At 53.9% G+C, this 16,163-nt stretch carries 15 protein-coding genes, 1 tRNA gene and 3 rRNA genes; 14 read left to right on the forward strand and 5 right to left on the reverse strand.

All coding sequences use genetic code 11. The features are described from left to right. Positions 1-41: 41 nt before the first annotated feature. Entirely contained in the window at positions 42-1,991 is a 1,950-nt protein-coding gene (gene csrD, locus GVJ63_RS14000) for an RNase E specificity factor CsrD (protein WP_010699819.1), read from the reverse strand. A 286-nt stretch (positions 1,992-2,277) separates the two neighbouring features. Here csrD and msrP point away from each other — a divergent pair, with 286 nt between their 5' ends. From msrP to GVJ63_RS14070, 14 genes are all read left to right on the forward strand, one after another. Then, a complete protein-coding gene (gene msrP / locus GVJ63_RS14005) occupies positions 2,278-3,282 on the forward strand; it encodes a protein-methionine-sulfoxide reductase catalytic subunit MsrP (RefSeq protein ID WP_010256016.1) in 1,005 nt (334 codons plus the stop codon). Then, positions 3,283-3,888: a protein-methionine-sulfoxide reductase heme-binding subunit MsrQ gene (msrQ, locus tag GVJ63_RS14010; RefSeq protein WP_010699820.1), complete on the forward strand. Its 606-nt coding sequence runs from the start codon at positions 3,283-3,285 to the stop codon at positions 3,886-3,888. A gap of 232 nt (positions 3,889-4,120) precedes the next feature. Continuing rightward, entirely contained in the window at positions 4,121-4,573 is a 453-nt protein-coding gene (gene aroQ / locus GVJ63_RS14015; RefSeq protein WP_010256011.1) for a type II 3-dehydroquinate dehydratase, read from the forward strand. 25 nt (positions 4,574-4,598) lie between these two features. Continuing rightward, the gene (gene accB / locus GVJ63_RS14020; RefSeq protein WP_010256009.1) at positions 4,599-5,060 is read left to right on the forward strand and encodes an acetyl-CoA carboxylase biotin carboxyl carrier protein; all 462 of its coding nucleotides are present in this window, start codon (positions 4,599-4,601) and stop codon (positions 5,058-5,060) included. An 11-nt stretch (positions 5,061-5,071) separates the two neighbouring features. Next, complete coding sequence (gene accC / locus GVJ63_RS14025; RefSeq protein ID WP_010256007.1) at positions 5,072-6,421, forward strand: acetyl-CoA carboxylase biotin carboxylase subunit; 1,350 nt, start codon at positions 5,072-5,074, stop codon at positions 6,419-6,421. Positions 6,422-6,493: 72 nt separating this feature from the next. Continuing rightward, entirely contained in the window at positions 6,494-6,736 is a 243-nt protein-coding gene (locus GVJ63_RS14030; protein WP_010256005.1) for a YhdT family protein, read from the forward strand. Then, entirely contained in the window at positions 6,726-8,171 is a 1,446-nt protein-coding gene (panF, locus tag GVJ63_RS14035) for a sodium/pantothenate symporter (protein ID WP_010256003.1), read from the forward strand. The genes GVJ63_RS14030 and panF overlap by 11 nt, the downstream gene beginning before the upstream one ends. 16 nt (positions 8,172-8,187) lie before the next feature. Beyond that, positions 8,188-9,069 (forward strand): 50S ribosomal protein L11 methyltransferase, encoded by an 882-nt coding sequence (gene prmA / locus GVJ63_RS14040; protein ID WP_010699821.1) that lies wholly within the window; start codon positions 8,188-8,190, stop codon positions 9,067-9,069. 367 nt (positions 9,070-9,436) lie between these two features. Then, positions 9,437-10,402, forward strand: a complete 966-nt coding sequence (gene dusB / locus GVJ63_RS14045) for a tRNA dihydrouridine synthase DusB (protein WP_008925814.1) — start codon at positions 9,437-9,439, stop codon at positions 10,400-10,402. Positions 10,403-10,425: 23 nt separating this feature from the next. Beyond that, positions 10,426-10,722: a DNA-binding transcriptional regulator Fis gene (gene fis, locus GVJ63_RS14050; RefSeq protein WP_003855228.1), complete on the forward strand. Its 297-nt coding sequence runs from the start codon at positions 10,426-10,428 to the stop codon at positions 10,720-10,722. Positions 10,723-11,265: 543 nt separating this feature from the next. Beyond that, positions 11,266-12,291 carry an amino acid ABC transporter substrate-binding protein gene (locus tag GVJ63_RS14055; protein ID WP_010255984.1) on the forward strand — a complete coding sequence of 342 codons (1,026 nt, stop codon included), beginning with the start codon at positions 11,266-11,268 and terminating at the stop codon, positions 12,289-12,291. A gap of 68 nt (positions 12,292-12,359) precedes the next feature. Continuing rightward, the gene (locus GVJ63_RS14060; protein ID WP_010255982.1) at positions 12,360-13,538 is read left to right on the forward strand and encodes an amino acid ABC transporter permease; all 1,179 of its coding nucleotides are present in this window, start codon (positions 12,360-12,362) and stop codon (positions 13,536-13,538) included. A gap of 15 nt (positions 13,539-13,553) precedes the next feature. Further along, complete coding sequence (locus GVJ63_RS14065) at positions 13,554-14,654, forward strand: amino acid ABC transporter permease (protein ID WP_010255980.1); 1,101 nt, start codon at positions 13,554-13,556, stop codon at positions 14,652-14,654. 8 nt (positions 14,655-14,662) lie between these two features. Further along, positions 14,663-15,424 carry an amino acid ABC transporter ATP-binding protein gene (locus tag GVJ63_RS14070; RefSeq protein ID WP_010699823.1) on the forward strand — a complete coding sequence of 254 codons (762 nt, stop codon included), beginning with the start codon at positions 14,663-14,665 and terminating at the stop codon, positions 15,422-15,424. Positions 15,425-15,617: 193 nt separating this feature from the next. On the opposite strand, the gene rrf (GVJ63_RS14075) is transcribed toward GVJ63_RS14070, so the two are convergent. The 4 genes from rrf (GVJ63_RS14075) to GVJ63_RS14090 all read right to left on the reverse strand — a co-directional run. After that, a 5S ribosomal RNA gene (gene rrf, locus GVJ63_RS14075) occupies positions 15,618-15,733 on the reverse strand. A 34-nt stretch (positions 15,734-15,767) separates the two neighbouring features. Then, positions 15,768-15,843, reverse strand: a tRNA-Thr gene (locus tag GVJ63_RS14080). Between the two features lie 14 nt (positions 15,844-15,857). After that, positions 15,858-15,973, reverse strand: a 5S ribosomal RNA gene (gene rrf / locus GVJ63_RS14085). 91 nt (positions 15,974-16,064) lie between these two features. Further along, a 23S ribosomal RNA gene (locus tag GVJ63_RS14090) occupies positions 16,065-16,163 on the reverse strand; the annotation flags it as partial.

Genomic DNA, 16,163 nt, shown 5'->3' on the forward strand with positions numbered 1-16,163 from the left:
TAAAAAAAACCGTAAATTTCCGTCAGTACGACCGCAATTCATTAAATACGGTAACGTTGTGAATACTTCTTCACGTTACTGTTAACCGGAAGCGAGGGAGCAAAAAAGTCGCCCTGCCCACCTGCTACGCCCAACGCGACTAAGGTTTGCCACTCCGCTTTAGTGCGGACACCGGTAGCAAACACCTGAATGCCCGTACATTTACAGACTTCCAGCAGACTCTGCACAAACAGCTGATTTTCAGTCCGGCGCTCAATATTGCGTACCAGACCGGCATCAAGCTTGATCAGTTCCAGCGGCAGCTGTCGTATGTAGGCGCTGCTTACCACGGTTAAACCCGCCTGATTTACCGCAACCCGACAGCCAAAAGCCTTAAGTGCGCGGAAAACTGGCGTTAAACGGTTGATGTGTTGACAAACATCTGCCTCGGCAAGTTCAAATAAAAATCGTTTTCTTTGCGCTTTCGGGCACTGCAGCAGCATGTTCTGCAGCCAGAGGACAAAAGAGCGCTGAAGAAGCGAGGTAATCGTCACCGGGATCACCAGCGTCTCTTCTGGCCAGAGTTCAGAGAGTGCCGCAATGCGGGTCATTAACTGGCGATCCCAGCCATCAGCCATGCCGAGCTGCTGCACCAGGGGCATATATTCTGCGGCCAGCACTTCTTTATCGCCGTCGAAGATGCGGGTCAGCATCACCCGGTGCTGTACCTTACCCTCAATATTGACGGTGGGTTTATGATAGAGCCGCGGGCCGCCACGGCTAAGCGTGTTCTCCAGCAGGGTTCGCCAGCGCACACTACCCCGCCCGGCGTCCTGCGGATTTCCGGCACCATTGGTCCAGTTGTTGCCGCCCAGCAGTGCCGCACGTCGGGTAGCCATTTCGGCATTTTCCATCACCTGCGGCACAGTCTGCCCGCTGTGCCAGGCGCTGATACCGATATGGATGAGATCATCACGATTAACCAGCCGCATCGGCGGCAGGGAATCAACAGCATTGATCAGCTGATCCGCAATACTGTTTGCCTCTTTGAGACTGCGATGCGGCAGTAGCACGGCAAAATCACTGCGGAAATAGCGTGCCAGCAGGGCGCCAGGATAGCGCAGCACAAAGGTGGAAAGCATGTTGACGAAATTGAAGAGGTACTCCTCAACCAGCCCCGGCTCCAGCGAATCCTTCAGCGTGTCCAGATCGGGCAGGCGCACCATCATCACCACACCATGGGTGCCGACTGCTTCCTGATCCTCCAGCAGGGTGGCGAGCTGGTTATCAAAGAACAGCCGGTTGTTGAGACCGGTGCGTCCATCCTGCGCAGCAAAGGTGCGGATCAGCGTGTCGATACGCAGACGCTGCTCGCCCGCCTCCTGCAGATCCGCCAGCAACACATCCAGTGCGCGGCTCGCTCTCGGTGGCCACTCATCCGCACCGCGTTTCGGCATTACACCGCGCTCACCGCTGATAATCGCCTCTGCCCGCACTTCAAGATGCTCCATACCGCGCCACTGCCGACTGAGCCAGCGATGCATCAGCAGCAGCACCAGACTCATCACCAGCATGACGGTAAACAGGATGCCCAGCGTAGAGGTGCCGGTAATGGAGCGCAGCCAGGTTTTGGCAGGATCAAGGGTGACGACCCGCAGCTCTAAACCCGTCTGGTGCATCAAAGGCACATCGACCTGGATAAAACGATTAGGCTCGTCTTCCAGCATCTGGTTTTCGTGTCGGGAGAGGGTAAGGAAAGTCTGCCTGCCGTTGTGAAGAGAAATCTGCTCGGCATTCATTATCGGCATCATACGCGTGAGCCAGACATGCAGCTCTGCCGGCGTCTGGGTGAACATCGCCTGATCCACTTCGGTCGCCAGTATCTGCGCCCGATGTTCAACCCGCTGATGACTGAACCAGAAAACACTGAATGCACAGCCTGCCAGCATCAACGACATGGCCAGCAGGCTTAAAAAGGTAATAAACGCAGATAATTTTGTGGTTAATCGCATCCCTGTGCCTGTATTACTGCGGTGATAACCGGATCACCCAACCTTGTACCGTCAGCCTGACGAAAACGCGAGCAAAAATAGCATAATTTGCCGTTGCCGACAGCGCCGGGACGTATGAAGCCGAAGTATATCGTCGGGATATCATCGCTGACGTTGATCCTGGCACTTTTCGGTGCATTCTCATCGTACCGGCCAGCCAGGAAATTTCACATTTTCAGGGCGAAACTGGCTGATATCAGTAATAGTCATCATGCTGGTTAATGACATCCTGTCTGGAGAGGGCACCATGAAACGCACACCCCGTCTGACCGAAGCCGACGTAACGCCGGAAAGCATTTTTAACATGAAGCGCCGCCAGGTGCTGAAAACGCTGGGACTGAGCGCAGCGGCGATGGGTATGCCGGGCGTGGCGCAAGCCGATATTCTCAGCTGGTTCAAAGGCAACGATCGCCCACCCGCGCCAGCAGGCCGGCCGCTGGACTTTACCAAACCAGCGCAATATCAGGCCGATCTGACCTTAACGCCTGCGGATAAAGTTTCCGGCTATAACAACTTCTATGAGTTCGGGCTGGATAAGGCCGATCCGGCCGCCAATGCCGGTACGCTGAAAACAGAGCCCTGGAAACTGACCATTGATGGCGAAGTGGCTAAGCCCGTGACCCTGGATATGGATGACATCTTTAAACGGTTTGCCATGGAGCAGCGAATCTATCGCATGCGCTGCGTGGAGGCCTGGTCGATGGTGGTGCCCTGGATAGGCTTTGAGCTGAATAAGCTTATCTCTCTGGCGGAACCCACCAGCAAAGCGCGTTTTGTCGCCTTCCAGACGCTGTACGATCCTGAGCAGATGCCAGGTCAGAAAGATCGCTTTATTGGCGGCGGACTCAATTATCCCTATGTCGAAGGTTTACGTCTGGATGAAGCCATGCATCCGCTGACCATTCTGACCACCGGCGTCTATGGCAAAGCGCTGCCGCCGCAGAATGGCGCGCCGATTCGCCTGACGGTGCCGTGGAAATATGGTTTTAAGGGCATTAAGTCGATTGTCAAAATCACCCTGACCGCAAATCAGCCGCCAACGACCTGGAACCAGATCGCCGCAGATGAATATGGTTTTTATGCCAATGTGAATCCGCATGTTAATCATCCACGCTGGTCGCAGGCCACTGAGCGATTTATTGGCCCGGGCGGCAGTCTGAAGGTCGAACGTCAGCCAACGCTGCTGTTTAACGGCTATGCCGAACAGGTTGCGTCGCTCTATCGTGGCCTGGATTTACGGGAGAATTACTAGGTGGTACGCCTGTCGATAAAACAGATCACCTGGCTTAAGGTGATTCTGCATCTGGCGGCCCTGTTGCCGCTGGTTTATCTGGTTCTTGCCGCGATGCAGGGCGGCCTGAGTGCGGATCCGGCAAAAGATATTCAGCATTTTACCGGCCGCATGGCGCTGAAACTGCTGCTGGGTACGCTGCTGGTCTCACCGCTGGCACGTTATGGCAGGCAACCGCTGTTAATCCGCACCCGGCGTCTGCTTGGCGTCTGGACGTTTGTCTGGGCTTCCCTCCATCTGCTGAGCTATTACCTGCTGGAGCTGGGCGCTGACAATCTGCGTCTGCTGGGCAGCGAGCTGATTTCCCGTCCCTATCTGACACTGGGGATTATCAGCTGGCTGATATTACTGGCCCTGGCGCTGACGTCGTTTCAGCGCGCTCAGCGCAAGCTCGGTAAGCGCTGGCAAACCCTGCACAACGCGGTCTATCTGGTGGCCATTCTGGTGCCGATTCACTATATCTGGTCAGTGAAAACCGTGTCACCCCAGCCACTTATCTACGCACTACTTGCTGCAATACTGTTAGCCTGGCGTTACAAAAAATTTCTCAAATGGTGGCCTCGCTAGCGCTTCACCCGTTGTTTTCCTCTGCACTTTTCTGATAAAAGATGTGGCCCGCTGGCCACATCCGATCATCTTCGCAGATAAGACCAGTATTTTGCTGCGAAATGACACGAAACGGATATAATGCCCGGCTTTATTGCTCGTCGGGTCTTCTTTTTCATTCTCAAAGGTGACAAATGAAGATTCGCAAGGTATTTTACGCGATGCCTCAATGATTGCGGGAGATGGCAGCACGATGGCGCATAAATTACATATTCTGCTTTTAAACGGGCCCAACCTGAACCTGTTGGGAACGCGTGAACCTGAGAAGTATGGTCATACCACGCTGCGTCAGATCGTTGACGATTTGACACGTCAGGCAGACCAGTTGAATGTGGAATTGAGCCACCTGCAAACCAATGCTGAATTTCAGCTGATTGATCGCATTCATGAGGCCAAAGGCAATGTGGATTACATCATTATTAATCCTGCCGCGTTTACCCATACCAGTGTCGCACTACGTGATGCCCTGCTGGCGGTAGAAATACCGTTTATCGAGGTTCATCTCTCCAACGTGCATGCCCGCGAGCCCTTCCGCCATCACTCCTATCTTTCTGATGTCTCTGCTGGCGTGATCTGTGGGCTTGGCGCTGACGGCTACACATGGGCTTTACAAACGGCAGTAAAACGCCTGTCTCAAACTAATTAATCAAACTGAGTACGGAACCCCACTCATGGATATTCGTAAAATTAAAAAACTGATCGAACTGGTTGAAGAGTCTGGCATTTCAGAGCTGGAAATTTCTGAAGGTGAAGAGTCCGTTCGCATCAGCCGTGCACCTGCAAACGTGGGTTACCCGATGATGCAGCAGACTTACGCTGCGCCGGTTCAACAGCCTGCTCTGGCAACAGCTGTTGCTCCTGTTGCAGCGGTTGCCGAAGCGGCACCGGCTGAAATCAGCGGTCACATCGTGCGTTCACCAATGGTAGGGACCTTCTACCGTACGCCGAGCCCGGATGCGAAAGCCTTTGTGGAAGTCGGCCAGAAAGTGAATGCCGGCGATACCTTGTGCATCGTCGAAGCCATGAAAATGATGAACCAGATCGAAGCTGACAAATCAGGTGTAGTGAAAGCTATCCTGGTTGAAAGCGGTCAGCCGGTCGAATTTGACGAGCCACTGGTTATCATCGAGTAACGGGGCAGATCATGCTGGATAAAATTGTTATTGCTAACCGTGGTGAGATTGCGCTGCGCATTCTGCGTGCCTGTAAAGAACTGGGCATCAAGACTGTTGCGGTACACTCAAGCGCGGATCGTGACCTGAAGCACGTGCTGCTGGCAGACGAAACCGTCTGCATCGGCCCGGCGCAGTCAGTTAAAAGTTACCTCAACATCCCGGCGCTGATCTCTGCTGCAGAGATCACCGGCGCGGTGGCGATTCACCCTGGCTACGGCTTCCTCTCTGAGAATGCCGATTTTGCTGAGCAGGTTGAGCGCTCCGGCTTTATCTTTATCGGTCCGAAAGCAGACACCATTCGCCTGATGGGCGACAAAGTCTCTGCGATTAATGCGATGAAGAAAGCAGGCGTCCCAACCGTACCCGGTTCTGACGGTTCGCTGACCGATGATATGGAAAAAAACCGTGCCTTTGCGAAGCGCATCGGTTATCCGGTCATCATCAAAGCCTCTGGCGGCGGCGGCGGTCGTGGTATGCGCGTTGTGCGCAGCGACAAAGATCTGGAACAATCCATCAACATGACGAAAGCGGAAGCCAAAGCGGCTTTCAGCAACGACATGGTTTACATGGAGAAGTATCTGGAGAATCCGCGCCACATCGAGATTCAGGTTCTGGCTGACGGCCAGGGCAACGCGATCTATCTGGGCGAACGTGACTGCTCTATGCAGCGTCGTCACCAGAAAGTGGTTGAAGAAGCGCCAGGCCCAGGTATTACTGAAGAACAGCGCAGCTTTATCGGCAATCGTTGTGCCAAAGCCTGTATTGAGATTGGCTATCGTGGCGCAGGTACCTTCGAGTTTCTGTACGAAAACGGTGAGTTCTACTTCATTGAGATGAACACCCGTATTCAGGTGGAACATCCGGTGACCGAGATGATCACTGGTGTGGATCTGATCAAAGAGCAGCTGCGCATTGCTGCGGGTCAGCCACTGTCGATCAAACAGGACGAAGTGGTTATTCGCGGACATGCGGTCGAGTGCCGTATTAACGCTGAAGATCCGGTCACCTTCCTGCCAAGTCCGGGTAAAATCACCCGCTTCCATGCGCCAGGCGGTTTTGGCGTGCGCTGGGAGTCGCATATTTACTCAGGCTACACCGTACCGCCGTATTACGACTCCATGATCGGTAAGCTGATCACCTATGGCGAAACGCGCGACGTGGCTATCGCCCGCATGAAGAATGCGCTGGCGGAACTGATCATCGACGGTATCAAAACCAACGTTGAACTGCAGATGAAAATCATGTCCGACGAAAACTTCCAGCACGGTGGTACCAATATCCACTATCTGGAGAAAAAACTCGGCTTGCACGAGAAGTAAACGCAACGCTGAGTCAGTCAGAGGCCGGTTAATCCGGCCTTTTTCTTTTGCCGCTGGCGTTAAGGTTGAATCATGGATGCTCGTTTTATACAGGCACATAAAGAGGCGCGCTGGTCGCTCTACCTCACCCTGCTCTGGCTCGCAGCCTGGGGGCTTTCTGCCTGGCTGGGTGGCAGTGAAATTGGTATCACCGGCCTGCCGCGCTGGTTTGAACTCTCCTGCCTGTTTGCTCCCCTGTTGTTCATATTCCTGTGCTGGATGATGGTGCGGTTAATTTTCCGCGACATGCCGCTGGAGGACACAAATGAACAGTGAAATTATCCTGCCGTTACTGATTTATCTGGTGCTAATTGCCGCGCTGTCGGTGTTTGCCGTGCGCAAAAGGCGCGAGGGCAGCTTCCTCACTGAATATTTCCTTGGCAGCCGCTCCATGGGCGGATTTGTGCTGGCGATGACGCTCACCACCACCTATATCAGCGCCAGCTCGTTTATTGGTGGTCCCGGTGCCGCCTACAAATATGGGCTGGGATGGGTATTGCTGGCGATGGTGCAGGTGCCCGCCGTCTGGCTCTCGCTGGGTGTGCTGGGGAAAAAGTTTGCCATCCTGGCGCGTAAGCATAATGCGGTGACGCTGAATGACATGCTCTACGCCCGCTATCAGAGCCCGCTGCTGATCTGGCTGGCAAGTCTGAGCCTGCTGGTTGCCTTTATCGGTGCCATGACGGTGCAGTTTATTGGCGGCGCGCGGCTGCTCGAAACCGCCGCAGGCATCCCGTATGACACGGGTCTGCTGATTTTTGGCGGCACTATTGCGCTCTACACCGCTTTTGGCGGGTTCCGTGCCAGCGTTCTCAATGACGCCATGCAGGGCATCGTGATGCTGATTGGCACATTTCTGCTGCTGTTCGCGGTGATTCATCAGGCTGGCGGCCTGAGCACGGCCGTGCAGAAACTGCATGACATTGATCCCGCTCTGCTGTCGCCGCAGGGACCGGGTGAGATTATAACGCCGACCTTCCTCAGTTCATTTGTCGTGCTGGTCTGCTTTGGGGTGATTGGCTTGCCGCATACTGCGGTGCGCTGCATCTCTTATAAAGACAGCAAGGCAGTCCATCGGGCCATTATTCTGGGTACCATTGTGGTGGTGATCCTGATGCTGGGAATGCATCTGGCCGGTGCGCTGGGCCGGGCGATACTGCCGAATCTGACCGTGCCGGATAGTGTTATACCCACCCTGATGATCACTGTGCTGCCACCGTTAGCTGCCGGACTGTTTCTGGCAGCCCCCATGGCCGCCATTATGTCGACCATTAATGCCCAGCTGTTACAGGCTTCGGCTACGCTGATCAAAGATCTCTATCTGCGTGTTGCCCCACAGCAGATGGAAAATGAGACGCGGCTGCGGCTGTTATCTGGCACCATTACGTTCGCACTGGGTCTCCTGCTGCTGATTGCGGCCTGGAATCCACCCGATATGATTATCTGGCTCAACCTGCTGGCCTTTGGCGGCCTTGAGGCGGTTTTCCTCTGGCCGCTGGTACTGGGTCTCTACTGGGAACGCGCTAATGCCGCAGGCGCCATCACCGGCATGGTGGTGGGTGGAGGCTGCTACGCTTTTCTGGCGAGCCTGAACCTGCAGATTCTGGGTTTTCATCCCATTGTGCCCTCACTGCTTTTAAGCCTGCTGGCATTTTTAGTGGGCAACCTGTTTGGACGCGCGCCGCAAACGGTCGACGCGCCGCAACATTGACGGAAAGAGAGACGTTATGCCGTGGATTCAAATCAAAATTAATAGCTCAGGTGAACACGCAGAAACGCTGAGCGATGCGCTGATGGACATCGGTGCGGTTTCAGTGACCTTTCAGGATACCAACGACACGCCGGTGTATGAGCCGCTGCCAGGTGAAACCCGCCTGTGGGGCGATACCGATGTTATCGGCCTGTTCGATGCAGAAACTGATATGGCCGCGATTACCGCCGAACTGGCGCAGCATCCGTTGCTGGGCGCCGGTTTTCGTCACCGGATCGAGCAGATCGAAGATAAAGACTGGGAGCGCGAATGGATGGAAAACTTCCATCCGATGCGCTTCGGTGAGCGGCTCTGGATCTGTCCGAGCTGGCGTGATGTGCCGGATCCTGATGCCGTCAACGTGATGCTCGATCCCGGCCTGGCGTTTGGGACCGGCACGCATCCGACCACCTCACTCTGCCTTACCTGGCTTGACGGGCTGGATCTGGTGGGCAAAACGGTGATCGATTTCGGCTGTGGTTCGGGGATCCTGGCGATCGCCGCACTGAAGCTGGGTGCGGCTCAGGCGATCGGGATTGATATCGATCCGCAGGCTATTCAGGCCAGCCGGGATAATGCTGAGCGCAACGGCGTCTCTGATCGCCTGTCACTCTATCTGCCCCACCAGCAACCCGAAAATCTGCAGGCTGATGTGGTGGTGGCCAATATCCTGGCCGGCCCGCTACGTGAACTGGCCCCGCTGATCAGCGTACTGCCGAAGTCTGGCGGTCATCTGGGCCTCTCGGGCGTGTTAGAGAGCCAGGCAGAGAGCGTCTGCGAAGCGTATGTCAGCGAGTTCACGCTCGACCCGGTTGCGGTTAAAGAGGAGTGGTGCCGGATTACCGGGATTAAATCCTGAATATAGCGCCTGTCTGCCGCCTCTGATATCGCGCTGCCCGTAACAAAGTGCCTTAACAGAACATTCAGCCAGCCCGTAGCGTAAGTTGCGGGCTTTCCCGATTTGAAATGGATGCTTGTATCGTTAATCACGGCATGTGACGTTTTTTATCTGGCGAATTGACGTACTTTTCTGGAAAAACTTTTGCTCACAATTTCAGCATAAATTGTTAACTCATTGATATTTAAGCTTAATAAATATGCGCATCGATCATGACCCGGATTTCATTGATCTTTCTTGCTGATTGTTCAAAGTTTGGCCTTTCATCTTCCTGCAAAAATGCGTAATATACGCCGCCTTGCAGACACAGTATGGCCATTCTGACTTCATGCGTATTGGAAACCTCCAGCTGAGAAATCGACTGATTGCAGCACCGATGGCCGGTATTACCGACAGGCCGTTCAGGGCGCTGTGTCACGAAATGGGTGCAGGCATGGCAGTTTCTGAGATGTTGTCTTCAAACCCGGAAGTCTGGGCTAGCGACAAATCTCGATTACGTATGGTTCACAGCGATGAGCCAGGCATTCGCGCCGTGCAAATTGCCGGTTGCGATCCCAGTGAAATGGCGCAAGCTGCACGCATTAATGTTGAGGCTGGTGCACAGGTCATCGACATTAATATGGGATGCCCTGCCAAGAAGGTTAACCGCAAAATGGCGGGTTCAGCCTTGCTGCAATATCCCACCGTGGTGGAGTCAATTCTCTCCGCAGTGGTTAATGCAGTGAATGTGCCGGTTACGCTGAAAATTCGTACTGGCTGGGATCCTGAAAACAGGAACTGTGTCGCGATTGCCCAATTGGCTGAACGCTGCGGTATACAGGCTCTGACGATACATGGTCGCACTCGTGCCTGCCTGTTCAACGGAGAAGCTGAATATGACAGCATTCGGACAGTTAAGCAGAGTGTCTCCATTCCGATTATCGCGAATGGAGACATAACTGACCCGCATAAAGCCAGAGCGGTGCTCGACTATACAGGGGCCGATGCTCTGATGATAGGACGTGCTGCTCAGGGAAGACCGTGGATCTTCCGGGAAATCCAGCATTATCTGGACACTGGGGAGTTGCTTGCCCCGCTGCCGATGGCAGAGGTCAAGCGCTTGCTTGTTTCGCATATACGTGAGCTGCACGACTTTTACGGTTCAGGCAAGGGATACCGTATAGCGCGAAAGCACGTCTCCTGGTATCTGCAGGAGCACGCCCCGAATGACCAGTTTCGGCGCACATTCAACGCCATTGAGGATGCCAGCGAACAGCTGGAGGCGTTGGAGGCATACTTCGAAAATCTTGCGTAACGAAATAAAGAGCTGAAAGAACTATGTTCGAACAACGCGTAAATTCTGACGTACTGACCGTTTCAACCGTTAACTCACAGGATCAGGTAACTCAAAAACCTTTGCGTGATTCGGTTAAACAGGCACTGAAGAACTATTTTGCTCAACTGAATGGTCAGGATGTGAGCGACCTGTATGAGCTGGTTTTGGCTGAAGTCGAGCAGCCTCTGTTGGACATGGTGATGCAGTATACCCGTGGCAATCAGACCCGTGCTGCCCTGATGATGGGTATCAACCGCGGTACGCTGCGTAAGAAATTGAAAAAATACGGCATGAACTGATTTTTAGTTCTGTCTGTAAATCACGCCAGCCTTCGGGCTGGCGTTTTTATTTGTGCGTCGACGCACAAAGCCACGGTAATGATAGTGAAACAGTTTCCGGTAATATGGTAACTGTAGTTGCAATCGCTGGCGTGATATTTCACCCTCTCGCTTTCGCCCGCTGTGATTTGACTTAGTGCCTGCCTGACCCTCACCTCGCTTCACATCCCTGCCACTGCTGGGTATGTGACTTTCTGCGCATTAAAAAGTAACGCAATCTCTTCATACATTTCTGCCTGAGTGAATGCTCACACTGCTCCCACATAGTGAAACTATTTGCACTAAATGTGATCGGGTCGACTCGCATTGCTTCCTTTTGGTGCGCCATATTAGCGGAACTTTCTAAGTGCTTCCGATTATTAACCGTTCTTTCATACGAATTCAGGAACCTGCAAACCTGGCATCAGCTTTGCAGAGTCGTGGATGGCTGACCGCCACAGACAGGAAAAACGCACACTAAAGTGCGCAAACATAACAACATGATCCCGCCACACAGGATGCTTTATGAAAAAGATGATGCTCTCTACGCTGATCGCTGCTGCCTCGCTGGTTGCCGTTGCTCAGCAAGCACACGCAGGCACCACACTGGATGCGATAAAGAAAAAAGGTTTTGTTCAATGTGGTATCAGTGACGGCTTGCCGGGCTTCTCCTATGCAGATGCTGGCGGCAAGTTTACCGGTATCGATGTGGATGTGTGTCGTGCGACGGCTGCCGCTGTGTTTGGTGATGCGACCAAAGTGAAATATACCCCGCTGACCGCGAAAGAGCGTTTTACCGCTCTGCAGTCCGGCGAGGTGGATGTGCTTTCACGTAATACCACCTGGACCTCATCGCGCGATGGCGGCATGGGCTTCCTGTTTGCGGGCGTGAACTATTACGACGGTATCGGCTTCCTGACTCACCAGAAGGCCGGCCTGAAAAGTGCGAAAGAGCTGGATGGTGCCACTGTCTGTATTCAGGCGGGAACCGACACCGAGCTGAACGTAGCGGACTTCTTTAAAGCCAACAAAATGCAATATACGCCTGTGACCTTTGACCGCTCTGATGAATCGGCTAAAGCGCTGGATAGCGGACGTTGCGATACGCTGGCATCTGACCAGTCTCAGCTTTACGCATTACGCATTAAGCTGGGCAAACCGGACGAATTTATTGTTCTGCCCGAAGTGATCTCCAAAGAGCCGCTGGGGCCGTTGGTGCGTCGTGGTGATGATGACTGGTTCACCATCGTGAAGTGGTCGCTCTACGCCATGCTGAATGCGGAGGAGATGGGCATCTCCTCGAAGAACGTTGATCAGATGACGGCCAAGCCAACCACACCAGACATGGCACACTTCCTGGGCGCCGAAGGTGATTTTGGTAAGGATCTGAAGCTGGATAACAAGTGGGCCTACAACATCGTCAAGCAGGTGGGTAACTATCAGGAAAGCTTTGACCGTAACGTCGGTAAAGACAGCGCACTGAAGATTGCACGTGGTCAGAATGCGTTGTGGAACCAGGGCGGTATTCAGTACGCACCACCGGTACGTTAACAGACCTCACTAATCGGGCACCCTATTCTGTGGTGCCCTACCCCAGCTTTCGTTACTGAGGTTTCAACATGTCACAACGCCCAACCGTGAAAAGGGATTTTTCATTTGGTAATCCCACGGTTCGCGCCTGGATTTATCAGCTCATCGCCGTCGTCGCGGTGCTTGGTGTGGTGGGTTATCTGGTGCATAACACCATTATTAACCTTGCTAATCGCGGTATTACATCGGGGTTTGGATTTCTTGAGCGCACTGCCGGTTTCGGCATCGTTCAGCATCTGATTGAGTACACTGAGGGAGATACCTACGCGCGCGTGTTTCTGGTCGGATTAACCAACACGCTGCTGGTCTCTGCACTCTGTATTGTTTTCGCTTCGATTCTCGGATTCGCGGTCGGTCTTGCCCGCCTTTCTGACAACTGGCTGCTGCGGAAACTCTCGAATATCTATATCGAAACCTTCCGTAATATCCCACCCCTGCTGCAAATCTTCTTCTGGTACTTTGCAGTCTTACGCAATCTACCGGGCCCACGTCAGGCGCTGAATGCTTTTGACCTGGCATATGTCAGTAATCGCGGACTCTACGTTCCATGGCCGACCTATGCAGCAGGCAGCTGGCCGTTTGTTATTGCACTGCTTCTGGCCGCGGCTGTGAGCTATGGCCTGTACCGCTTTAACCGTAAACATCAGCTGAAAACCGGTCAGTTACGTCGCACATGGCCCGCTGCCGTTGCGATGCTGATTCTCTTTCCTTTGCTTGCACACCTTGGGTTTGGCCCAGCCACGCACTGGGATGTGCCACAACTGCGCGGTTTCAATTTCCGTGGCGGCTCGGTGATGATACCGGAGCTGGCAGCCCTGACGCTGGCACTGTCGATTTATACGTCGTCGTTTATTGCTGAAGTGATCCGCTCCGGGATCCAGTCGGTACCCTATGGTCAGCATGAAGCAGCGCGGTCGCTGGGGCTGCCTAATCCGGTTACGCTGCGCCAGGTGATTATTCCTCAGGCCATGCGCGTCATTATTCCGCCACTGACCAGCCAGTATCTGAACATCGTGAAGAACTCCTCACTCGCCGCCGCTATCGGTTATCCCGATATGGTGTCGCTGTTCGCCGGATCGGTACTTAATCAGACCGGTCAGGCCATCGAGACGATTGCTATCACGATGGGCGTTTACCTGATTATCAGCCTGCTGATATCAATGCTTATGAACTTCTACAACCGCAAAATTGCGCTGGTTGAGCGTTAAGAGAACGGGATAACTATGTCTGTGACTACGCATGAAACGCCCCCCGTCCCGACGACTCTGGTCAGTCGCGCCTGGTTTTGGGCTCGTAAAAACCTGTTTTCCAGCTGGTTTAATACGCTACTGACGCTGTTTTGCATCTGGGTTATCTGGCACGTCATTCCACCCGCGCTGAACTGGCTGGTCTTTCAGGCAAACTGGATCGGCACCACGCGCGCCGATTGCACCAAAGAGGGTGCCTGTTGGGTCTTTATCCATGCTCGTTTCGGCCAGTTCATGTATGGGCTTTACCCGCATGAATTGCGCTGGCGTATTAACCTGGCGCTGGTGATCGGCCTGTTGTCGATTGTGCCGATGTTCCTGAAGAGCCTGCCGTATCGTGGACGCTACATTGCTGCCTGGGCTGTCATCTATCCGGTGATTGTCTGGTTTCTGCTGTATGGCGGCTATCTGGGGCTGGAACGTGTCGAAACACGTCAATGGGGCGGATTAACGCTGACGCTGATTATTGCGTCAGTGGGTATTGCCGGTGCGCTGCCGCTGGGTATTTTGCTGGCGCTGGGCCGTCGCTCACGCATGCCGGTCGTGCGCACGCTGTCGATTATCTTTATTGAGTTCTGGCGCGGCGTGCCGCTGATTACCGTGCTGTTTATGTCATCCGTGATGCTGCCGCTGTTTATGTCTGAAGGCACTAACATCGACAAGCTGGTGCGCGCGCTGGTCGGGGTCATTCTGTTCCAGTCCGCCTATGTGGCAGAGGTGGTTCGCGGTGGCCTGCAGGCACTGCCGAAAGGTCAGTACGAAGCAGCCGAATCTCTGGCGCTGGGCTACTGGAAGACGCAGATGCTGGTTATTCTGCCCCAGGCGCTGAAGCTCACTATTCCCGGCCTGGTCAATACCATCATCGCACTGTTTAAAGATACCAGCCTGGTCATCATCATTGGTCTTTTCGATCTGTTCAGCAGCGTCCAGCAGGCAACGGTCGATCCGACCTGGCTGGGGATGTCGACCGAAGGTTATGTCTTTGCTGCACTGGTCTATTGGATCTTCTGTTTTAGCATGTCGCGCTACAGCCAGTATCTGGAAAAGCGCTTTCACACCGGGCGTACATCGCACTGAGGTTTTACATGACTGACTCTATGACACACTCTTCCGACGCGTTGATGATCTCGCTTGAGAACGTGAATAAATGGTACGGGCAATTCCATGTACTGAAAGACATCAACCTGCAGGTTAAACCCCGTGAACGCATCGTACTGTGCGGACCTTCCGGCTCCGGCAAATCGACGACGATCCGCTGTATCAACCATCTGGAAGAGCATCAGCAGGGCCGCATTGTTGTTGACGGTATCCATCTTAATGATGACGTTCGTAACATTGAGCGCGTGCGCACCGAAGTCGGTATGGTCTTCCAGCACTTCAATCTCTTTCCACATCTGACCGTACTGCAAAACTGCACGCTGGCACCTTCCTGGGTAAGAAAGATTCCAAAGAAGGAAGCTGATGAGCTGGCCATGCACTATCTGCAACGCGTGCGTATTGCCGAGCATGCACATAAGTTTCCGGGCCAGCTCTCTGGCGGACAGCAGCAGCGTGTCGCCATCGCCCGCTCACTCTGTATGAAGCCCAAAATTATGCTGTTTGATGAGCCCACGTCAGCGCTGGATCCTGAGATGGTTAAAGAGGTGCTGGATACGATGATTGGTCTGGCGGAGGATGGGATGACTATGCTGTGCGTCACGCATGAGATGGGCTTTGCCCGAACGGTGGCTGACCGGGTGATCTTTATGGATCGGGGAGAGATCGTCGAAGTCGCGCCACCGCAGGAGTTCTTTGCGAATCCAAAATCGGAGCGTACCCGGGCGTTTCTATCGCAGGTTATTCACTGATCAGACGTTCAGTTATCTCACTACCCGGCCTGGTGCCGGGTTTTTTATGGACTGAACAGCCGCTTTAATATGCTTACTGACCTGTTGCTGTTATGAATAGACAGACAGATACGCTGTGAAGAGGGAGTTTTATCGCGGTTTGCCACAACGAAAAAAGCCCTTCGCATACGCAAAGGGCTCTCTCTTATTTGATGCCTGGCAGTTCCCTACTCTCGCATGGGGAGACCCCACACTACCATCGGCGCTACGGCGTTTCACTTCTGAGTTCGGCATGGGGTCAGGTGGGACCACCGCGCTACAGCCGCCAGGCAAATTCTTTTATTTACCGAACTCGTGTCTTAACTGGTGCTGATACCCAGAGTCGAACTGGGGACCTCACCCTTACCAAGGGTGCGCTCTACCAACTGAGCCATATCAGCACACTAAATTTGATGCCTGGCAGTTCCCTACTCTCGCATGGGGAGACCCCACACTACCATCGGCGCTACGGCGTTTCACTTCTGAGTTCGGCATGGGGTCAGGTGGGACCACCGCGCTAAAGCCGCCAGGCAAATTCTGTCTCCGCGCCGCCCGTAAGGCCGCGCAGATATATCCGGTACAGGCTGAAAATTGTGTCTCTCAAAAACGCCTCTGGCGTTGTAAGGTTAAGCCTCACGGGTCATTAGTACCGGTTAGCTCAACGCATCGCTGCGCTTACACACCCGGCCTATCAACGTCGTAGTCTTCAACGTCCCTTCAG

The organism is Pantoea sp. 18059, from assembly GCF_902706165.1.
GTDB classification, from domain to species: Bacteria; Pseudomonadota; Gammaproteobacteria; order Enterobacterales; family Enterobacteriaceae; genus Pantoea; species Pantoea agglomerans.